Origin of the sequence: Rhodanobacter sp. K2T2, assembly GCF_013408815.1 — a bacterium.
In the GTDB taxonomy this organism is placed as follows: domain Bacteria; phylum Pseudomonadota; class Gammaproteobacteria; order Xanthomonadales; family Rhodanobacteraceae; genus Rhodanobacter.
The window spans coordinates 108838-128666 of sequence record NZ_JACCCA010000007.1 but is presented as its reverse complement, the minus strand read 5'-3'; the positions used below and the strand labels follow the sequence as shown (position 1 = coordinate 128666).

The 19829-nt window shown below is 63.0% G+C and carries 18 protein-coding genes and 1 tRNA gene; 7 read left to right on the top strand and 12 right to left on the bottom strand.

Annotation, left to right across the window (positions count from 1 at the left end):
* Window position 1: 1 nt before the first annotated feature.
* The 5 genes from HDE78_RS12745 to HDE78_RS12725 all read right to left on the bottom strand — a co-directional run bounded on the left by HDE78_RS12745 (window position 2) and on the right by HDE78_RS12725 (window position 4004).
* Complete coding sequence (locus HDE78_RS12745; RefSeq protein WP_179480028.1) at window positions 2-769, bottom strand: class I SAM-dependent methyltransferase; 768 nt, start codon at window positions 767-769, stop codon at window positions 2-4.
* A 41-nt stretch (window positions 770-810) separates the two neighbouring features.
* A complete protein-coding gene (locus HDE78_RS12740; RefSeq protein WP_343205667.1) occupies window positions 811-1581 on the bottom strand; it encodes an SDR family oxidoreductase in 771 nt (256 codons plus the stop codon).
* Window positions 1582-1603: 22 nt separating this feature from the next.
* Window positions 1604-1894: a DUF4190 domain-containing protein gene (locus HDE78_RS12735; protein ID WP_179480026.1), complete on the bottom strand. Its 291-nt coding sequence runs from the start codon at window positions 1892-1894 to the stop codon at window positions 1604-1606.
* A 176-nt stretch (window positions 1895-2070) separates the two neighbouring features.
* Window positions 2071-2370, bottom strand: a complete 300-nt coding sequence (locus HDE78_RS12730; RefSeq protein WP_179480025.1) for a DUF4190 domain-containing protein — start codon at window positions 2368-2370, stop codon at window positions 2071-2073.
* Window positions 2371-2468: 98 nt separating this feature from the next.
* Window positions 2469-4004 (bottom strand): aldehyde dehydrogenase family protein, encoded by a 1536-nt coding sequence (locus HDE78_RS12725; RefSeq protein ID WP_179480023.1) that lies wholly within the window; start codon window positions 4002-4004, stop codon window positions 2469-2471.
* A 179-nt stretch (window positions 4005-4183) separates the two neighbouring features.
* Here HDE78_RS12725 and HDE78_RS12720 point away from each other — a divergent pair.
* A tRNA-Arg gene (locus HDE78_RS12720) sits at window positions 4184-4260 on the top strand.
* A 75-nt stretch (window positions 4261-4335) separates the two neighbouring features.
* On the opposite strand, the gene HDE78_RS12715 is transcribed toward HDE78_RS12720, so the two are convergent.
* Window positions 4336-5895 carry a YdiU family protein gene (locus tag HDE78_RS12715; RefSeq protein WP_179480021.1) on the bottom strand — a complete coding sequence of 520 codons (1560 nt, stop codon included), beginning with the start codon at window positions 5893-5895 and terminating at the stop codon, window positions 4336-4338.
* 114 nt (window positions 5896-6009) lie between these two features.
* Between HDE78_RS12715 and HDE78_RS12710 the strand changes: the two genes are divergently transcribed.
* Complete coding sequence (locus HDE78_RS12710) at window positions 6010-6600, top strand: DUF1415 domain-containing protein (protein WP_179480019.1); 591 nt, start codon at window positions 6010-6012, stop codon at window positions 6598-6600.
* A gap of 61 nt (window positions 6601-6661) precedes the next feature.
* Window positions 6662-6994, top strand: a complete 333-nt coding sequence (locus tag HDE78_RS12705) for a YkgJ family cysteine cluster protein (protein ID WP_179480017.1) — start codon at window positions 6662-6664, stop codon at window positions 6992-6994.
* 23 nt (window positions 6995-7017) lie between these two features.
* Here HDE78_RS12705 and HDE78_RS12700 read toward each other — a convergent pair whose 3' ends face one another.
* Together HDE78_RS12700 and HDE78_RS12695 are read right to left on the bottom strand one after the other, a co-directional pair.
* Window positions 7018-7722: a 16S rRNA pseudouridine(516) synthase gene (locus tag HDE78_RS12700; protein ID WP_179480015.1), complete on the bottom strand. Its 705-nt coding sequence runs from the start codon at window positions 7720-7722 to the stop codon at window positions 7018-7020.
* 13 nt (window positions 7723-7735) lie between these two features.
* On the bottom strand, window positions 7736-8806 hold the full coding sequence (locus HDE78_RS12695; protein WP_343205668.1) for a class I SAM-dependent methyltransferase: 1071 nt from the start codon (window positions 8804-8806) through the stop codon (window positions 7736-7738).
* A 157-nt stretch (window positions 8807-8963) separates the two neighbouring features.
* On the opposite strand from HDE78_RS12695, the gene HDE78_RS12690 reads away from it, so the two are divergent.
* A complete protein-coding gene (locus HDE78_RS12690) occupies window positions 8964-9434 on the top strand; it encodes a hypothetical protein (protein ID WP_179480011.1) in 471 nt (156 codons plus the stop codon).
* Window positions 9435-9470: 36 nt separating this feature from the next.
* Here HDE78_RS12690 and HDE78_RS12685 read toward each other — a convergent pair whose 3' ends face one another.
* The 4 genes from HDE78_RS12685 to HDE78_RS12670 all read right to left on the bottom strand — a co-directional run bounded on the left by HDE78_RS12685 (window position 9471) and on the right by HDE78_RS12670 (window position 16243).
* Window positions 9471-10277 (bottom strand): AcvB/VirJ family lysyl-phosphatidylglycerol hydrolase, encoded by an 807-nt coding sequence (locus HDE78_RS12685; protein WP_179480010.1) that lies wholly within the window; start codon window positions 10275-10277, stop codon window positions 9471-9473.
* 11 nt (window positions 10278-10288) lie between these two features.
* Window positions 10289-12955, bottom strand: coding sequence for a bifunctional lysylphosphatidylglycerol flippase/synthetase MprF (gene mprF, locus HDE78_RS12680; protein WP_343205669.1), 2667 nt, complete (start codon window positions 12953-12955; stop codon window positions 10289-10291).
* A 263-nt stretch (window positions 12956-13218) separates the two neighbouring features.
* Window positions 13219-15219 (bottom strand): oligopeptide transporter, OPT family, encoded by a 2001-nt coding sequence (locus tag HDE78_RS12675; protein WP_179480008.1) that lies wholly within the window; start codon window positions 15217-15219, stop codon window positions 13219-13221.
* 106 nt (window positions 15220-15325) lie between these two features.
* A complete protein-coding gene (locus tag HDE78_RS12670; protein ID WP_255457785.1) occupies window positions 15326-16243 on the bottom strand; it encodes a pseudouridine synthase in 918 nt (305 codons plus the stop codon).
* Between the two features lie 299 nt (window positions 16244-16542).
* Between HDE78_RS12670 and HDE78_RS12665 the strand changes: the two genes are divergently transcribed.
* The 3 genes from HDE78_RS12665 (at window position 16543) to HDE78_RS12655 (ending at window position 19628) form a co-directional block, all read left to right on the top strand.
* A complete protein-coding gene (locus HDE78_RS12665; RefSeq protein WP_255457784.1) occupies window positions 16543-18444 on the top strand; it encodes a trypsin-like peptidase domain-containing protein in 1902 nt (633 codons plus the stop codon).
* An 81-nt stretch (window positions 18445-18525) separates the two neighbouring features.
* Entirely contained in the window at window positions 18526-19083 is a 558-nt protein-coding gene (locus HDE78_RS12660) for a YaeQ family protein (protein ID WP_179480004.1), read from the top strand.
* Between the two features lie 113 nt (window positions 19084-19196).
* Window positions 19197-19628: an FKBP-type peptidyl-prolyl cis-trans isomerase gene (locus HDE78_RS12655; RefSeq protein WP_179480002.1), complete on the top strand. Its 432-nt coding sequence runs from the start codon at window positions 19197-19199 to the stop codon at window positions 19626-19628.
* Window positions 19629-19829: the final 201 nt, after the last annotated feature.

The following is a 19829-nucleotide window of genomic DNA, read 5'->3' as shown; positions in this document are numbered from 1 at the left end:
GTCAGGCCAGATGACCCGCAAAGACGCGGGTGTCGTAATCGAAGCTTATCGTGCCGCGCTCGGCGCAGGCCTCGAACAGCTCGCGCAGCGCTTTCAGCATCGGCGCATGTTTGGGATGGCCTTCTTTGGGCGCATAGGAGGACGACATCAGCCGCCCGCGCAGCGCCTCGAAATCCAGCTTCTGGCTGTGCGGAAAACGCCCGCTGCCGACATACCCCGCGCCGAACCACGCGCGCATCCGCACGTCGTCGGCGTAGCGTTCGGCGACGCTGGTGTAATCGGTACCGTAGTTCTGCAGCAGCGCTTCGTAGCCTTCCAGAAACGGCGTACCGGTGAGCCGGCGCGAGTTCCACCAGATCGCCGCCAGGCCGCCGGGCTTGAGAATGCGTGCAAACTCGCGCCGCGTCGTTTCTTCATCGAACCAGTGAAAGGCCTGTGCCACGGTGACCAGATCGACGCTGGCATCGTCCAGGCCGGTGGCGTCGGCGCGGCCATCGACCGCGCTGAAGTTGGCATTGCCACCCAGCCACGTTTCGGCCGCCGCGCGCATCGGCGCATTCGGCTCCACCGCGATCACCCGATAGCCGGCGTCGAGCAGCATCTTCGACGAAATGCCGGTGCCGGCGCCGACATCCGCCACCAGCCAATCAGTCGTGACACCGCACTCGCGCTGCAGCCATTCAAGCAGTGCCGCCGGATAGTCGGGGCGATAGCGCACGTAGTCGTCGACGCGATCGCTGAAGCGCGAGGTGGATTGCAGCAGCGTCATGTTATTCGGGCCTGTCTATGGTTGGATCTCTATCCAGATACTCAGCCATTGAGCATCTGTCCGCCGTCGACTACCAGGGTATGCCCGGTGATCCAGCCCGCGTACGGCGACGCCAGAAACAGCGCAGCGTGCGCCACCTCTTCGGGCTTGCCAAAGCGCCCGAACGGAATCTTCGCCAGCGTGGCGCGATAGACGTCGGGAGCGTCCTTGCTGCGCTGCTCCCACAGGCCGTCGGCAAATTCTATCGAACCCGGCGCGATGGCGTTGACGCGTATGCCGTCTTTCGCGAGGGCCAACGCCTGCGATCCGGCGTAGTGCGTCAGCGCCGCCTTGACCGCCGCATACGGCGCACCGCTGCCGCGCGGGCGCAGCGCGGCGATCGACGTGGTGTGCAGAATGCTCGCTCGCTTCGATGCCGTGAGAAACGGCAGCGCCGCGCGAGACGCACGAACGGCCGCCAGAAGATCGACATGGATGCCCGACATCCAGCTCTCTTCGTCATCGGCAAAACCGAAACCGGTGCCGTTGTTGATGAGCACGTCGACGCCACCCAAAGCCGTCGCCGCGTTGGCAATATAGCCGTCTATCTCATCGAGCCTGGCAAGATCGCACGATTGCGCATGCGTCACCCCGCCGAATGCCGCCATCGCTACACGGGTGTCTTCCAGCGCGAGTTCACCGCGTGCGCAGATCGAAACCGCGGCGCCCGATTGCGCAAACGCCAGCGCCATGCTGCGCCCGATACCGCGACTGCCGCCGGCGACGACGATGCGGTAGCTACGAAAATCAAAAGGCGTGTGGAAACGATTCACTGATACGTAGTGCCGCGGATATTCAATGATGCCGAAACATCAATTGCATGATCATGTGAGCAGCGACATAACACACGCAAAGTACAACCTGCACGCGGGCTAATAACATACCGATTTTGGCAAGGCTGGCTCCCGCGATTTCACCTGGCGCCGCCCTGCTGATTTCCCTCATTGCTAATCGTCCGCAAACAATGGCAACCAGCGCACCGGCCAAAGGTAGCGCTACCCAAGTCAATATTCCAAAGATCAGGCTGACGACGGCGTATGCGCTGGTGCTAGACAACGACGGCTGATCGATAGTTTGCGATGTCATCCGAAAATTTCCTTATTCTGGAGTATCTAGACATTAGCTGACGAACTTAGAACCAAGGCAGCTTGAATTGTCGCAGATCATAGTGCCATAGCTGAAAAGCAAAGTAACAAAAGCTTCTCTTGACGCATGAAATCCGGACAAGCAGCCGTGAAGGCAAATCGGTCGCTTCTGCCGAATCAGTGCCAGAACGTGCCGATGCTGAAAAACAGCACGCCAAACAGCACGACGAGGCAGATCACGACAAAAGTCAGGTGCAGATAGCCGAGCACCAGTCCGGCGACGGCCATGCCGTCGCCCTCCAGCACCGTATCCACCGGCGCACGACGTATTTCGCTGCGCGCCAGATGGCCGCAGACCACGGCCACAATCGCTCCGATGAAGGGCAGCAATAGCCAGGAGAGAATGCCGAAGACCAGGCTGACGATGGCCATGGTGCTGGTCGTGCGGGCGGATGGGTACGCCGGTTGATAGCTCATCGGTTCGCTCACGCGTGCAGGGTGGGAACAAAGCCTTCGCGATCGAAAGGCGGTGACGCATCATCCGCCTTTCGTCGGCGCCATAAAAGCTCGAACGATTACAGATCGAACTTGATGCCTTGCGCCAGCGGCAGCGAGTCGGAGTAGTTGATGGTATTGGTCTGTCGGCGCATATAGACCTTCCAGGCGTCCGAGCCGGATTCGCGGCCACCGCCGGTTTCCTTTTCGCCACCGAACGCACCGCCGATCTCCGCACCGGAGGTGCCGATGTTGACGTTGGCGATACCGCAATCCGAACCTGCAGCCGAAAGGAACTGCTCGGCCGCGCGCAGGTTGTTGGTGAATATCGACGAGGACAGGCCCTGCGGCACGTCGTTCTGCATGTCGATGGCCTCGTCCAGCGTGGTGAACGGCATCACGTAGAGAATCGGTGCGAAAGTTTCGGTCTGGACCACCTCGTCCGAATTTTTCAAGCCCGTGACGATCGTCGGCAGCACGAAGTTGCCCTTGCGCTCGGTCAGCGCCCTGCCGCCGGTCAGCACCTTGCCGCCAGCTGCCTTGGCCTTTTCCACAGCGGCCAGATAGCCCTGCACCGCCTCGGGGCTGTTGAGTGGGCCCATCAGCGTAGTGGCGAGCGTGGGATCGCCGATCTTGCCTTCGACCTGGCCGTAGGCCTTGACCAGGGTCTCGACCACGCTGTCATGGATCGAGTGATGCACGAACAGCCGGCGCGTGGTGGTGCAGCGCTGGCCGGCGGTGCCGACCGCGCCGAACACGATGCCGGGGATGGCCAGCTTCAGGTCGGCGGTTTCGTCCAGGATGATCGCGTTGTTGCCGCCCAGCTCCAGCAGCGAGCGGCCCATGCGGTGCGCCACGCGCTCGCCGACCATGCGGCCGACCTTGGTCGAGCCCGTGAAGCTGATCAGCGGGATGCGCTTGTCGTCGACAAACGCCTGCGACAGCTCGGTGCCGGCGTCGTTGAACAGGAAGAACAGGTCCGGGAATCCGCCGGCCTTCAGCGCCTCGTTGCAGATCTTGATCGTGGCGATCGCCGACAGCGGCGTCTTCGGCGACGGCTTCCAGATGCAGATATCGCCGGCGATGGTGGCCAGCATGGCGTTCCACGCCCAGACCGCGACCGGGAAATTGAACGCGCTGATGATGCCGACCAGGCCCAGCGGATGGTACTGGTCGTACATGCGGTGACCCGGGCGCTCCGAATGCATGGTGGCGCCATACATCATGCGGCTCTGGCCCACGGCGAAGTCGGCGATGTCGATCATCTCCTGCACTTCGCCATCGCCCTCGGGCTTGATCTTGCCCATCTCGAACGCAACCAGCGAACCGAGCGCATCCTTGTGCTTGCGCAGTGCTTCGCCGCACAGCCGCACCGCTTCGCCACGCTGTGGCGCCGGCGTGGTGCGCCAGACCTTGAACGCTGCCTGGGCACGCTCGACGATCGTCGCATAATCCGCGGCGCTGGACGCATGCACGCTGGCAATCACTTCACCGGTCGCCGGGTTGACCGGCTGCAGCGTGCCGGCGTCGGTGGTCTTCGACCACTCGCCCTGACCGAGATACGTGCCGGACTGCGCGTCGGAAAGGCCGAGCGCGGTGAGGATGGCGTGGGGCATGGGTAACTCCTGATACGGGCTTGGCACCTTGCGGCGCCGTGAATTGAAAGGACCTAGCCCGCCATTCTAGCAGGCGCCTTGTTTATCGGCCGGGAGACGGCCGCCAGAATGGGCGGACCAGGTAGGTGCGCGTGGCTCGGATCGCACCGTCGGAAGATCCATGCGAAAATCCCGCCGCTGCCCTCGTAGCTCAGTTGGATAGAGCGGTCCCCTCCTAAGGGACAGGTCGGACGTTCGAATCGTCTCGAGGGCACCACTCATTCAAGCAAAAAGCCGGCATTGCCTGCTTTTTGCGTTTTCGTAGCAGACAAAGCGTCGCTCGGGCGTGGGCTCAGGAGCTGCACGACAGCATCGAGCAACCGGCTTTCTGCCTTGCCCAGTCGGGACGCTTCTGTGCGTAATGCTCCCGCTCCGGCTGTTCGTCGTAAGGATGGCGCATGACATCCAGCAGTTCGTCGATGCCGCTATTGTCGCCTTGCTCGGCCCGATCGATCGCCTGCTGCGCGAGGTAATTGCGCAGCACGTAGCGCGGGTTGGCCGCGTTCATGCAGGCACGACGCTGCTCGGTCGACTGCGGGTCGTTGGCCAGCCGTGCGGTGTAGCGCGCCAGCCACGCGTTGAAGTCCGGCGTCACCTGCTGTTTTTTCGCCTCGTCATAGAACGCGTCGTCGAACGGCGCGAGGCTGGGAGCCGCAAGGTCGAGATCGGCCAGCGCGCGGAACCACAGTGTCATGTCGACTTCGGCCTGCTGCAGCAGCGACTGCAGCGACTGCATCAGCGTCACGTCGTCGTCGCGGCATTCGGCCAGACCCAGTTTGGCCGCGATGGTGGCGCGATCGGCCAGGCCGAACGCCGTGGCATAGCGATCGAGTCCGGCCTGCAGCGGATCGGTGCTGGCAAACAGCGGCGCCAGCGCACCGGCCAGCCGGCTCAGATTCCACCACGCCACGTTGGGCTGCTGGCCGAAGCGGTAACGGCGGCGCTGCGTGTCGGTGGTATTGGGCGTCCAGTCGGCATCGAAATTGTCGACCCAGCCATACGGGCCGTAGTCGATGGTGAGACCGAGAATCGACATGTTGTCGGTGTTCATCACCCCGTGCACAAAGCCCACCCGCATCCACTGCGCCACCATCTGCGCGGTGCGCTCGCATACGGTCGCAAACCATTCGGCATAGAGCGCTTCGCCCTCGCCTTCCAGCTCCGGAAAATCGCGCCAGATGGTGAAATCGACCAGCTGCTTGAGCAACGCGATATCGCCGCGCGAGGCCGGCAGTTCGAAGTTGCCGAAGCGGATGAACGACGGCGCCACGCGGCAGACGATGGCCCCGCGCTCGGGCGCGGGATTGCCGTCGTAGAACATGTCGCGCACCACATGCTCGCCGGTATCGACCAGACTCAGCGCGCGCGTGGTCGGCACGCCGAGATGATGCATGGCCTCGCTGCACAGAAACTCGCGCACCGACGAACGCAGCACCGCGCGGCCGTCCGCACCGCGCGAATACGGCGTCAGGCCGGCGCCCTTCAGCTGCAGTTCCCAGCGCTCGCCACGGGTATTGACGGTTTCGCCCAGCGAGATCGCCCGGCCGTCACCCAGCTGGCCGGCCCAGTTGCCGAACTGATGGCCGCCGTAGTTGGCGGCGTAGGGTTCCATGCCGGTCAACAAGGCGTTGCCGCCGAAAACCTGGGCGAATGGCGGATCGAGCACATCCTCTTCACTGAAACCGAGCGTCGCCGCCATCTCGCGCGAATACGCCAGCAGCCGCGGCGCGCTCACCGGCGACGGATCGATGCGCGAATACGCGGCGCCCTCCACCTGCCGACGGCGCGAGCCCAGCACCGCATCGCCGGGCAGCTCGCGGACGAACGCATTATCGAAGGTCGGTTGATGCATACGGCGCGCGCCTGAATGGTCGAACAAACGATATGGGGATGCGTCGGCCGATCGCCAATGATGTCGACCGGTGCAGCGGCTATAGTCGCGCTTTCTCTGTTACCGCCGCACGCTATGAACGACTCCGTCAGTCCTTTCATCACCGCCGATCTGCAGCCTGGCGACGAACCTTATATCGACGCCACGCGTCGCTGGGTCGAGCGTGCCGTGGTCGGCCTCAACCTGTGTCCGTTCGCACGCGCGCCGATGGTGCAGCAAAAGATCCGTTACGTGGTCAGCCACGCGCGCGACACCGACGCGCTGCTGGACGATCTGCTCGGCGAGCTGCAGAGCCTTCATGCGATCGACGCCAGCGAGTGCGAAACCACGCTGCTGATCCATCCGCACGTGCTGGGCGACTTTCTCGACTACAACGATTTTCTCGACAGCGCCGATGCCGCGGTGGAAACGCTGGGGCTGGAGGGCGAGCTGCAGGTCGCCAGTTTTCATCCGCATTATCAATTCGCCGACAGTGATCCGGACGATATCGAGAATTTCAGCAACCGCTCGCCCTACCCCACGCTGCACCTGCTGCGCGAAGCCAGCGTGGAGCGCGCGATGGAAGCGATGACCGATACCGACGCCATCTACCGGCGCAACATGGACACCTTGCAGCGCCTGGGGAACGAGGGCTGGCAGGCACTGTGGCGCGATAACAACAGCTGATGGCGGCGCGCTGAAACGCCTCGGTTCATATGCGCTGCGAGCGATGCTGTCATGCTGACGCGTGAACAGCCTCGCCAAACCCTACGCGGAAAGCATCGATCCCAGCATCCGCTGCACATCCTGTGAAGCCATCTGCTGCCGCCTCACGGTGGTATTGATGCCCGAGGATCACGTGCCCGAATGGCTGATCGATCGCGATCTGCACGGCATGGAAACGCTGGCCAAAGGTGACGACGGCTGGTGTGCCGCGGTGGATCCCAACACCTCGCGCTGCACGATCTACGACGAACGTCCGTCGATCTGTCGCAAGTACGCGATGGGCAGCCCCAGCTGTCAGGATGAGCGGCTGAAGTGGTACGGCGAGCCCGTGCCGACCCTCGTCAATCTGATCTAAAGGCATTAGACCGCCGCCGCTAATCACGCGGGATCGAAAATCCTTGCAGCTTCTGCCGCATCGATGGCACGCCATTCGCCCAGCGGCAAGTCGCCCAACGTGAGTCCACCCACTGAAACGCGCTGCAGGGTTTCGACGTGGTTGCCGGCCGCGGCAAACATCCGACGCACCTGGTGATAGCGGCCTTCGGTCACGGTCAGACGCGCGTGGCGCGGCCCGAGCACTTCCAACGAAGCAGGCGCCAGCGGCTCTTTCTCCGACTCCAGCATCATCGTGCCGCTGGCGAACAGCTCGCCTTCGTCGCCGCGCAGATCCTGCGCCAGCGTCGCCTCATACACCTTGGCTACCTGGGCCTTGGGCGAAATGATCCGATGCAGCAGCGCACCGTCGTCGGTAAACAGCAGCAGTCCAGTGGTATCGCGATCGAGTCGACCGACGCTGGACAGCGACGGCGTGCGCACGTTGTAGCGCGGCGGCAGCAGATCGTAGACCACCCGCCCCGGATCCTTGCGCGAGCAGGTCACGCCGAGCGGCTTGTTCATCATCAGCACCAAACCCACCGGCGGATCGATCGGCTCATCGTCGATGCGGATGGTTTCATGCGGCACGACGTCGTCGGCGTACAGCACCTCGCCCGCGAGGTCGGTGATGCGCCCGGCGCGAAACATCTGCGCGACGTCCTTGCGGCTGCCGTAGCCCAGATTGGCGATCAGTTTGACTAACTTCATGGCTTGACCCGTTTCATTGCCGCACTCCGCTTGCTTCGATCACCTTGAAACCCTCTTCCAGTACCACGACGCGCATCTCGCGAAAACGTCGGGTCAGCAGCCCCTCGTACGGCAGGTGGCGATTGGCCACCAGCCACAAACAGCCGTCCGGCTGCAGCGCATCCGCCGCGCTGGTAATGAACGCCTGACCCAGCGCCGGCAGATCGGCGCGACCTTGATGAAACGGCGGATTGCTGACGATCGCATCGTAGGTCTGCCGCAGACCGCGCGTAACGTCATGCCAGTGGACGGCTACTTCCGGGGCATGCCCGCTGGCGCGACAGGCGCGATCCAGATTGATCCGCGCCGGCTCCAGCGCACGTGCCTCGGCCTCGTACAGATCCAGCGCCGTCACCCCGTGACAGCGCGCGATCAGCTGCGTTGCGAGATAGCCGTAGCCCGCGCCGAGATCGGCCACGCGACCGTGCAGGCTGGCAGGCAAATGCGACGCCAGCAGTGCCGAGGCGCGATCGACGCGATTCCAGGCGAACAATCCGGGCCGACTGATATAGCCGTCCATCATCTCGCGCGGTGCATCCAGGGCCTGCCATTCGTCTCGCAGCGGCTGATCGATATCGGCGCTCGCGGGCGTGCTCCAGAAGACCCGGCATTTGTGCTTGGAAACGTGCTGCACGGCGCCGGCCAGCTTGGACAGATCGGCTTCGCCTGACTTGGCGCCTTCCGTATTGGGCATGCTCGCCAACAGCTTGCCGCCAGGCGCGAGATGCTGCAAAGCGCGCGCGAACAGCGCGCGCGATTCGTCGCGCTGGCGTGGCGGTAACACCATGACCAGGTCAAATTGCTCGCCCTGCGCGGGCTCACCAACGGCAAAGCCGTTGCGCGCCAGTTCGTCCGCAAACGGCATAAAGCTCTGCTGGCAGAGCCAGCTTTTCGACGCCATCTCGCGCAGCCGCACGCCGGCACGCGCGTTCAAAAAAAGCACGCGACCGTCCGCCGGCAGGCGAAGTTGGGCCGACTCGAAAGGAAAGAACAACGCATCCAGCGCCGCATCGGGCGGCGCTGCGAACACACCGGCAGCCGTCACAGGATTTCTTGGCAGTAAAACGAGATGCCATTGTACTTGGCTATCGGGCCGGTCATCGAAATGAGGGGCTGAACCTGCGTCAACAGCGGCGCTTTCGCGGCCGCAGCGGCTGGTATCCAATAAGCGCCACGCCACCTTGTTCGTGGACACACTCGCCATGCCGAAAACACTGCGCCGCCACTCCCTGTTTTGCGGTTTGCTCGGCGTCGCGGTTGGGCTTGTGGTAGTTCACACGCTCGCCTACACGGCAGCGTTTTCGGCTCCGCGCGGAATTTTTCTCGGCTTGCGTTCGCGCGCAGCATTCGAGATCGGGCTGTTTTTATGGGACGCCCTCGTCGTCTATGGTTTGGGCGCGGGCGTGATCACCTTTGGTGCGCTGCTGGCCGCGTATTGCTCGTTCGTTGTGCCCACCGCGCGATCGGCGCTGTTTTACCTTGCAGGCATCGTGCTCACGATCTATGTGCTTATACCGCTGTCCGAACACATGCCGGTATCGCTGGCGCTGTCACGCCAGTGGTGGGCTTACGGTCTGGAACTCTCGCTGGTGGTCAGCGCGTTTCTCGCCCTGGTGGTCGCGCGGGCCATCTCGGCCACGCGACGCAGAGCAGAGGAACGGCCGGAGAATTGAGCGACGCCCGGCGGCAACTCCGAACACTGCGTCAAGTTAATGGCTAGCTGCAGCAGACGCCGATGACGCCGGCAGTTCGTCAAGCATCTGCTTGGCCAGCGGCTGGTAGCCGCCGTCGAAGTGATGGTCGCCCTTCTTCGGATGCATGACGATCCACTTGGGCACGTTGGGCTCGGTGCATACGGTGTCGTCGGCATCGTCCAGGCCGTAGTAGCAGACCACCGGCGGCTTGTTGTCGAGCGCCTGCAGCGGCGGCATGGCATCGTATTCCTTGATCGGGTTGATGCTTTCCATCAACGACTTGAAGTGGTCCTGAAACCAGCCCTGCTTGATCATGTAACCCTCGAGCTCGATCTCGAAATTGAGCTCCTTGCTCGGTGCCAGCAGCACCAGCTGGGTGATGCGCGCCCGGTTCGCCGGGCTGAGTTTACCGACCAGGGTGGGCAGCAGGTCGGCGCCGAAGGAATAGCCGATCAGCCAGATGCGCGGCTTGTTCCACGCGGTGGTGTATTTGGTCATCAACGCATCGAGCTCGGCGGCCGATTCGTCGGCCGTCCGGTTGCGCCAGTAGTACTTGAAGGTGTTGACGCCGAGTACCGGAATGCCGCGGTCGATGAACGCGATGCCGAGGCGACGATCCAGGTCGGCCCAGCCACCGTCGCCGGAATAGATGATCGCCATCACATCGCTTTTGCCGGCCGGCGGCGGCGAGCTGAAGCTGCTCACCTGCATCGGCACGGTGACGCTCTCGAGGCTGACGCGGGCGAACGGTCGCCAGATCAGCAGCACGACCGCCACCACCACGACCACGATGGCCAGCGCCATGAGCTTCTTGTGTTTCATCGGCCGGCCTTTCATCGACGTACCACGCCTGTGAGGCCGCCAGCGATCAGGCTGGCGACGTTGGTCAGAATCATGGGCAAGGCGATGCCGCCTGGCACCGCCATATAGCGCGGCTCCCATTCCGGATCGAACTTGTCCTTGTAACGCTGCAGCCCGCGGAAATTGTAGAAGCGCTCGCCACGGCCGAATACCAGGGCGCCGAAGCGGTTCCACAGCGGCGCCTGCCGCCGGTTCTGCAAACCGGCCAGCGGCGCCATGCCGAGGTTGAACCAGCGATAGCCCTGGGCCTTTGCCCACTGCATCAGTTCCACGAACAGATAATCCATGATGCCGGGCGGACCGTCGGGCAGAAAGCGCATCAGATCCACCGATGCTTCTTCGTGCGTGTCGGTGAGAAACAGGTTGGCGAACGCCACCAGTTTGTCGTTCTGCCAGACCAGCGCCATCGGCGTACGCACCAGATAACGCGGATCGAAAGCGCCCAGCGAGAAGCGCTTCTCGCGCCCGCGCTTGTCGCCCAACCAGGCATCGGACACCTGCTTGATCTGCGGCAGCAGCGGAGCGACCGATTCGGCCGGAATGATTTCCAGGCGCAGTCCTTCTCGACCCAGCTTGTTGACCGTATTGCGCAGCACTTTCTTGGACTTGCCGTCCAGATTGAAGCCATCCAGACGCACGCGCGCCTCTTCACCGATCTTCAGCAGGTTCATGCCTACTTCGAGATATAGGTCCAGATCCGCCGGACTGACCTGATAGAACACCGGCCAGCCGCCGCCGCGCTCGCACTGTTCGAGAAACGCCCAGACCAGCTCGCGGCGAGTGTCGTCGTCGGCCCCGACCGGATCGCCCATGGTGACCCAGCTGCGGCCCTCGATGTCGTACATCACGAAAGCCGTGTGCGCGGCATCGAACAGCAGGGTCTTGTCGCCCATCAGCGCCAGATGCGCCTGGGCCGAGGGGAACTGCTTGATCAGCGGTAGCGCCTGCGCCAGCTCGGCCTCGGTCGGCGGCTCGCGATGCAGCTTCAACGGCTTGATCAGGCTGGCGACGGCAAACAGCATGCCGGCTGCCGCCGCGGCCACCAGTGCACGCAGCGCGCGCGGCGCGCCACCCTCGTGGAAGCTGAATTCCCACCACAGGCTATTGCTGTAATCGACGTGCTTGAAGCTGAATGTCACCAGCCATGCCGCACAGATGAGAATCGCCAGAATGGCCAGAATCCAGCCCTGTGAAAAGGTGGTGCTGAACAGCGAGGCGCGCCGGTAAAAAAGACGATGCGCCGGTGCCAGCGCCATCGCCAGCAGCGTGAGCAGGGTCGCCTCTTCGTAATCGATGCCTTTGAGCAGCGAGAAGATCGCGCCGGCCACCAGCAGAATCAGGGTCAGCACGTAGGCGGCGTCGAGCCGGCGCTGCAGCCCGCGCGCCAGAATCAGCAGCAGCATGCCAATGACGCTGGCGAGCAGATGCGACACTTCCAGTACCGACAGCGGCAGCACCTCGCGCAGCAGCTCCATGCGGTTCGGCAACGCGCGCGTGGCGCCGGAGAACAGGAGCACCGCGCCGGAGACCAGGGTCAGCCCCGCAAAGAACGATGGCAATAGTCCGGTGAACCACGGCGACAGCAGCGATTTTTGCCGGATGCCGCGCGCCTCGCGCTGCAGCACCATCACGATGGCGCCGCACAGCGGTAGCAGGTAGTAAATGACCCGGAACACCACCAGCGCGCCGAGGATCGGCGCGGCGAGCGCCTCGTTGCCGGTGGCGCCGAAGCCGGCCAGCATGATCGCCTCGAACACGCCCAGGCCGCCGGGCACGTGGCTGACCAGGCCGGCGATCTGCGCAATCACGAAGATCGCCAGAAAGTGCCCGAAACCGTTGTTGAGCTGGTCCGGCATGAGAATGTAGAGCACCGCCGCGGCTAGACCCCAGTCGAACGCGCCGATCAAAATCTGCCGAAAGCCTGTCGCGACCGACGGCATATTGATGCGCAGATTGAAAATGCGCAGCGGCCGACGCAGCAAACCGCCGGCCAGCCACAGCAGCGGCACCGCGGTCAGCGCCAGCGCAATGGGAATACGCAACTGCGCCATCACGCGCAGCGGGGCCAGCTGAAAATCTAGCGGCAGCGGGATGCACAACAGGGTCACGCCGGTGAGCGCCAGCAGGCCGAGCCAGAAGCTGGTGGTGCAGAAAAGCACGATTCGGCCCACCTCGGCGGTGGTCAACCCGTTCTGTATGTAAAACCGGTAGCGGATCGAGCCGGACACCAGCAGCGCCATGCCCACCGCATTGCTGAAGGCGTAGCTGATGAAGGAGATCAGGGTGACGCGGCGCCACGACAGCTTGCGGCCGATGGACACTAGCGCGTAGCGGTCGTACAGCGTCATCACGCCATAGCCCAGCGCCGTGAACAGCGCCGCCAGCAGCAGCCGCCCGCGCGACAGCCGGTTCACGTACTTGCGTACCTGGTGGTAATCCACCTCTTTGGCGAGCAGATGCAGTGCCCACAGTGCGAGGCACAGCATGGCCACGGAGAACAGCGGTCCGGCCAGCCGGCGCAACAGCACCATGCGCTGGCTCGGCGGCGCCAGCACCTGCTCGGCGCTCAACGCCGGCTCGACCTTTTCCTGCACGTCTTGTGGCTGCGCGTCTGTTGGCTTAGGGCCCTGTGGCTTCACGCGACGACGAACTCCCTCTGTATAGCTGTCTAGTGTAAAGCCTGGCTTATGTCAGGTCGTGAACAACCTGTTGGCTGCGTTCGCCATCGTCACAGGAATGCTAGGAGCCTGTCGGGCTTTGGCGGTCGAGGCGAAAATCTGACCATGCGAGGACAGATTTTTGGCGATTCGCCGGCCCATCGTGGTGCTATGGGCCAAGAGTCGACGGTAGATGGACCGCATGGCCGGATTTGTAGCTCGGCCAGCTAAAGTCCGGCAAGCTCCTAGGCCAGCGCCGACTTCCGGCCCCGCTTGGCTACCCACAGATACAGCGCCAGATTGACAAACACGAAGGCGATACCGCCGATCCAGATCGCTGCCGTATCGAACCCGTCACCCACCAGACCCAGCGGCGTGGCTTTGCCCGAAAACACCACGATCGCGGCAATGATCACGCCGATGATGCTCTCGCCCACGATCATGCCCGAGGCCAGCAGCACCCCGAGCTGCTTGGTCGCCTCGGCTTTCGGCGTCTGGTCGGCGCGCTTGTCGAAATACCAGCCGACCATCGCGCCGACCACGATCATCAACGTGGTCGAGATCGGCAGATAGATGCCCAGACCCACCGCCAGCGGCGGCAGCGAGGCCGACTTGCTGAAGCGACTCAGCAGCGCGTCGACGATGATGAGCGCGACACCAATGATCGCGCCGAGAATGATCAGACTCCAGTCGATGTTGCCCTGGATCACGCCCTGCGCCAGCGCCGAGATCAGGCCCGCCTGGGGCGCTGCCAACGCGCGCGCCGGATCGACGCCGGCCATGCCGGCAAAGCCGTAGGCTTTGTTCAACAGATCGAGCACCGGCGGAATCACTGCCGCGCCGACCAGCACGCCGATCACCAGCGCCACCTGCTGCTTCCAGGGCGTGGCATCGACCAGCTGGCCGGTTTTCAGATCCTGCAGATTGTTGTTGGCGATCGTCGCGACCGAGAACACCACCGAGGTAATGAACAACGCAAACGCGACCATGCCCTTGCCCGCGCTGACCGGCAGCTGCGACTGCACGGTCACTACCAGCAGCAGCGCCGCGATGATGACGACCAGAATGCCGACGCCCGACAACGGGCTATTGGACGAACCGATCAGGCCGGCCATGTAGCCGCACACCGCCGACACCAGAAAACCCATCACCACGACGAAAACGATACCGCCCACGATCAGCAGCCACAGATGCGAACCGAGTCCCGTCGTCACCGCGAAATTGCCCAGCAGCCACGCGATCGGCAGCAGACAGATCAAGCTGATCAGGCCGACGATGCCGATCGGCATGTCCTGCTCGGTACGTGGCAGCGTGGCGCCCTGCCCGGACTTGCGCACGCGCGAGGCGGCCATCGCCGAACCGAGCCCGCTGATCACCGGCTTGACCAGTTTGGCCAGCGTCCAGATCGCCGCCACGCCGATGGTGCCGGCGCCGAGAAAGCGTACCTTGTGGCTCCAAGCCGCCTGTGCCACATCGGCCGCGACACCGGCCGCACCCGCCAGCGCCGTGTAGTGCGGCACGGCCCAGCCCCAGGCGATCGCCGCGCCCAGCAGCATGGCGATGCCGACCCACAGACCTACCAGATGGCCGACCGCCAGCAAGGCGAACGACAGGCTGAAGTCGTAGCCGGTGGCGCCACCGCGATCGCCGATGCGGAAGTACTGCACCACGTCGCTGGCGAAAATCTTGGTCGCTACGACGATAGCGAATACGGCCGATACCGCCGTACCCGCGGCGACGGCCAGCAAGCCGTCCTTACTGCTTTCTTCCGCGGACGATTCGGAATCGTCACCGCCGCCGACCTTCAGCACCTCGGCGCACGCCACGCCTTCGGGATACGGCAGGTCCGAATCGGTGACCAGCGCGCGGCGCAGCGGGATCGTATACATCACGCCGAGAATGCCGCCGGTCGCGCAGATGCCGAACGTCACCCAGAACGGAAAACCGTTCCACCAGCCGATCATCACCAGCCCCGGCAATACGAAGATGATCGCCGACAGCGTGCCCGCCGACGAGGCAATCGTCTGCACGATATTGTTTTCCTGGATCGTGGAGTTCTTGAACCCGCGCAGGATCGCCATCGAGATCACCGCCGCCGGAATCGACGTGGCGAAGGTCAGCCCCGCCTTCAGGCCGAAAAACACATTGGCCGCGGTAAATACCAGCGTGATGACCACGCCGATAATCAGGCCGCGAACGGTCAATTCGGTGCGCGGTGCGGCGCTGGATGGCAGTTGTGCACTCACGAATGATTCTCCCCGAACGGATGCTGCGGGGAAAGATAGCGTGGAATGGCCCGCCGTGGTTGTTTCGAGGTCGAAAGCCGCCGGCCGCGCGCGGCTGGCAGAACGCTCACAAGCGCAGGCGACTCTCGAACTCTCGCCGTTCGCCGGATAGCGGATCGACAAACGCCAGCGTTTTTGCCAGCAGCTTCAGCGGCCGCTGGTAATCATCGACGTCGCGCTCAGTCAACACCGGATACCACGGATCGTTGAGAATCGGCGCCCCCAGCGCGGCCATATGCACGCGCAGCTGATGCTTCTTGCCGGTAATTGGATAGAGCGCGTAGCGCCAACTCTCATCTCCGCGCTCGACCGCAGCCATCACTTCGATACGTGTCTCGCTGTTCGGTTCGCCGTCGACTTCCTGCGTGCGGAAAAACGGTTCGCCGCGCACCAGCCGTGTGCGTCGAGTCAATGGAAAAGCTTGCTCGGGCAAGGGCGGGGCCAGCGCCTCATAGCGTTTTTCGATGCGCTGCTGCTGAAACAGCGCCTGATAGGCCGAGCGGCTGGTGCGATTGGCCGAAAACAACACCAGCCCCGCGGTGGCGCGGTCGATCCGATGCAGCGGCACCAGATCGGGGTTGTCCAGCCGACGCATCAGTCGTCGCAGCAGCGTCTGCTCCACAAAACCACCGCTGGGTATCACCGGCAGGAAATGCGGCTTGTCGGCCACCACAAGATGCTCGTCGACATGCAGCACGTTCTCGGCAAAGGGAATGGACGTTTCATCCACCACCTCACGGTAGTAATGAACGCGTAATCCCATACTCGGATGCGGCATCGTCGGCGTGATGGCGACACCGCGTGCGTCCAGCACGCGCCCGCGCGCCATGCGATCGAACCACTGCTCGCGGGGGATCGACGTAAAAGTCGCACACAAACTGTCCAGCACGGTCGGCCACGGTCCGGCAGGCAGATGCACGGTGCTCGCGTCGGCATCGCGGGCATAGATCGTGGTCAGGCTCATGCCGGTGAGTGTAGTGCGCATTAGAGGTCGATCTGCAGCTTCTTTCGACTATGGCGTAATGAGGCCGATATGTATTTGCGGTGAGCTTTGAATAGACTCGACGCGGGCATGATTCAGCCCGAACGCATCCCTGCCGACACGTGGCTCGGCATCCGTTTTGCGAACAACAAGGACTCACCATGCAGGCATCGAGGTTTAGGGAACAAGCCGCTTCATCTATCAGGCCATGGATCGCTCGCGTCGGCCTCGCCACACTGCTGGTCCTATCACTGTCACTCGCCGGCATCCATCCCAGCTTGGCGGCCAGCCTCGATCCTGGGATGCTGCAGAAAGTGCAGGCAGCCACCTTCGAAGTGGTGATTCCCAAGCCGGTCGACGACCCGCTCACGTATGAGAAGGCGCTGCCGCTGGATCTGCTGCCGTATCAATTTCGCAACGACAAATACCTGTCGATCGGTACGGCTTTCGCGCTCGGCGGCAACCGCTATGTGACGGCGGCGCATGTCATCAATCTTGGCGTCGGCAGCCTGATGGGTGCCCCGGTACTTCGCGATGCGGACGGCCACGTTTATGCCATCGACAAGATCACGCAGTTTTCGCTGGGCCAGGACTTCGTGGTTTTTTCGCTGGCCACTCAGCCGTCCAAAGTCACCGCGCTGGACATCAATACCAAGCCCACATTGAACACGGTGGTTTACGCAGTCGGCAATGCGCTGGGCACCGGCGTGATCGTTCGTGACGGCCTGTATACCTCCGACACGCCGGAAGATCAGGACGGACGCTGGAAATGGATGCGCTTCTCCGCCGCCGCCTCGCCCGGCAACAGCGGCGGTCCGCTGTTGGACAAGGACGGCAAGATCATCGGCATCGTGTTGATGAAATCGCCGAACGAAAATCTCAACTACGCCCTGCCGATCGACGAGGTATTGAAAGCGCCGGACCACCTCGCCGTGATCGACAAGCGTTTTCCCTATCAGGCCAGCTTTCTCGATACGTCCCAGACCGACACCTTCAAGCAGCAGTTCGCCCTGCCAAAGAGCTTCGCCGATTTCAGCGCCACGTACCTAACGCTGCGCGATGCCTTTGTCGACGGCCAGCTGAAAAAGCTACGTGAGACGAACGCCGACCAGCTGTTTCCGAACGGCAGCGGGTCCAATCGTCTGCTGCACGCCAACGCCGACTTGCGCACCTTCCCAGCGATCATTCGACGCAACGGCAGCGGCACTTGGGTGATGGCGCGGCCGCAGGCAAGCCGTTCATCGCTGCAGAGGAACGGCTTTGTGGAAACCAGCGTCGTAGGTGGCAACTTGATATTGATGCACTTGCGCAAGCCGGACGACCTGACCGCCAGCGAGCTATATGGGCACGCCAAGACGTTCATGGATCTGACGCTGAAGAGCTGGTCGTTTTTCCGCGATATCGGTTCGGCGAAGGTCCGGGTCACGTCGCTGGGCGAGCCCACTCAGCAGACGATCTTCAGCGACACCTACCAGCGGCACTGGCAGGTTCGCGTGTGGCCGCTTGCCTACGGCAACGCGATTGCTATCGCCTTTTCGCTGCCGGTTCCAGACGGTTATGTTTCGATGATCCGCCTGGTGCCGGCCAGCCAGCAGCATCCCGCAATGATCGACATGCAGGCGGCCTGCGACTTCGTCGACATGTCCTACGGCGGCACGCTGGCGCAGTGGAAGGACTATCTGACGAACACGGCCCTGCTGCCTGCCGCTTTCTCTGGCATCGATCTGCGCATCGACTACGGCCACCGGTTCGCGTTCCACTCCAAGCGCTTCAGCCTCACCTATACCCCGGACCTGCAGAAGATCGATCCAGACAGTTATCTCGACCTGGGTTTCGGCTACATCGTCAACGGCGCCAGCCAGAATCGCCACACGGTGAGCTGGGAAGTGGCCGACGTCGAGGCCCGACCCGATGCCCACGAAAACACGCGCATCAACGTCAATCGGCATATCGCGCCGACCGACGATCTCGATGACAGCTTTCGCAACCAGTGGGACAAGTTCAGGCATCGCCAGTCGCCCGACGATAGCGTGTCCTACAACAAGGACGGCGTCACCCGCATCGCCACCGTGGTGGGCGAACCCACCGATTCCTCCACCGTGCTCTACACCGCTTTCGTCGCGGCGGAAGGTTCGGTACCGCAGGAAGTCATGAAAAGCCAGCTCGATCGGCTGGTCAAGGGGCTACAGGTGAACGAGCGCTGACATCGCCAGAATCGTCCAAGCCACCGCTGAGGGGCCTGCGAGAGGCGTAGAATGGGCGGGATACCTCCGACGGCCACGCTCATGGCACTCAACGCCACCATATACAAAGTCGAACTGCAGATCAGCGACATGGATCGGCACTACTACGCCACCCATGCGCTGACCCTGGCACGCCACCCGTCGGAAACCGAAGAGCGGCTGATGGTGCGACTGCTGGCCTTTGCCCTCTATGCCGAAGATAGGCTGGAATTCGGCAAGGGCGTCAGCGACGAGGACGAGCCGGCGCTGTGGCGCAAGGACTATACCGACGAGATCGAGCTGTGGATCGAACTCGGCCAGCCCGACGAAGCGCGTATCCGCAAGGCCTGCGGCCGCTCGCGGCAAGTGGTGGCGATCAACTATGGCGGCAACACGGCCGATATCTGGTGGAGCAAAGTCGGCGCTTCGCTGGCGCGCCATAAAAACCTCACCGTGCTCGATATCCCTGCTGACACCGTGGCCGAACTGCTGCCGCTGCTGCAGCGAGGCATGCGCCTGCAGGCACTGATCCAGGACGGCCAGCTGCAGCTGATGAACGACGCCGAGTCGGTGACGATCGATCCGATGCAGCGCATGGGTATGGCCGAAACCGTCGGCTGAGCGAGTAGCGCGCGGCTTCCGCGCCGGGTCGTTTTCAAGAACAATGGCGCACCGATGCAGCCGATCTCGGTCCCATCGCTCACATCCAACCATACTCACCAAGGAATCAAGCCATGCGCTGGTTGCTGCCCCTGCTCGCCCTGTTCGTCATCACCGCCTGCAGCGCCTCGCCGCAGGCGCATGCCCAGGGCGAAGTGCAAAAGCTCATCGTGATCGATACGAAAGTCGGCACCGGCAAGGTAGCGATGAACGGCAAGGACGTGGTGGTGCACTACATCGGCTGGCTCTACGATAAAAACGCCAAGGATCACCACGGCAGCCAATTCGATAGCTCGCTCGACACCGGCACACCGTTCACCTTCACCCTCGGCGAAGGCAAGGTCATCGAAGGATGGGACCAGGGCGTCGCCGGCATGCGCGTCGGCGGCAAACGTACCCTGCTGATTCCCGCGTCGCTCGGCTACGGCGACAATGGCGCCGGCGACGCCATTCCACCCGGCGCTTCGCTGGTGTTCGATGTGGAACTGCTGAACGTGACGCCCTGAGAATTGAGATTTGTCTTGATCGTTGCTCTGGCGTCCTTGACTGGAAAGCAAAACGTTTGTTTTGCTTCGGAGTGCGAATCACGGATGGCTCATCCACGCCTCCGAATACGGACGATCTGTTCCACGTTGAATTTTTGCATTCATTGACACGCAGATGTTTATGATACTCGGTGGCCGGAATGGTTCGTTTGTCGCCTCGTC

What these genes read in the sequence shown, in the direction of transcription:
- HDE78_RS12745 (WP_179480028.1), bottom strand. Translation starts at nt 769, where the DNA reads ATGACGCTGCTGCAATCCACCTCGCGCTTCAGCGATCGCGTCGACGAC.
- HDE78_RS12735 (WP_179480026.1), bottom strand. Translation starts at nt 1,894, where the DNA reads ATGACATCGCAAACTATCGATCAGCCGTCGTTGTCTAGCACCAGCGCA.
- HDE78_RS12730 (WP_179480025.1), bottom strand. Translation starts at nt 2,370, where the DNA reads ATGAGCTATCAACCGGCGTACCCATCCGCCCGCACGACCAGCACCATG.
- HDE78_RS12725 (WP_179480023.1), bottom strand. Translation starts at nt 4,004, where the DNA reads ATGCCCCACGCCATCCTCACCGCGCTCGGCCTTTCCGACGCGCAGTCC.
- HDE78_RS12715 (WP_179480021.1), bottom strand. Translation starts at nt 5,895, where the DNA reads ATGCATCAACCGACCTTCGATAATGCGTTCGTCCGCGAGCTGCCCGGC.
- HDE78_RS12710 (WP_179480019.1), top strand. Translation starts at nt 6,010, where the DNA reads ATGAACGACTCCGTCAGTCCTTTCATCACCGCCGATCTGCAGCCTGGC.
- HDE78_RS12700 (WP_179480015.1), bottom strand. Translation starts at nt 7,722, where the DNA reads ATGAAGTTAGTCAAACTGATCGCCAATCTGGGCTACGGCAGCCGCAAG.
- HDE78_RS12690 (WP_179480011.1), top strand. Translation starts at nt 8,964, where the DNA reads ATGCCGAAAACACTGCGCCGCCACTCCCTGTTTTGCGGTTTGCTCGGC.
- HDE78_RS12685 (WP_179480010.1), bottom strand. Translation starts at nt 10,277, where the DNA reads ATGAAACACAAGAAGCTCATGGCGCTGGCCATCGTGGTCGTGGTGGTG.
- HDE78_RS12670 (WP_255457785.1), bottom strand. Translation starts at nt 16,243, where the DNA reads ATGCGCACTACACTCACCGGCATGAGCCTGACCACGATCTATGCCCGC.
- HDE78_RS12665 (WP_255457784.1), top strand. Translation starts at nt 16,543, where the DNA reads ATGCTGCAGAAAGTGCAGGCAGCCACCTTCGAAGTGGTGATTCCCAAG.
- HDE78_RS12660 (WP_179480004.1), top strand. Translation starts at nt 18,526, where the DNA reads ATGGCACTCAACGCCACCATATACAAAGTCGAACTGCAGATCAGCGAC.
- HDE78_RS12655 (WP_179480002.1), top strand. Translation starts at nt 19,197, where the DNA reads ATGCGCTGGTTGCTGCCCCTGCTCGCCCTGTTCGTCATCACCGCCTGC.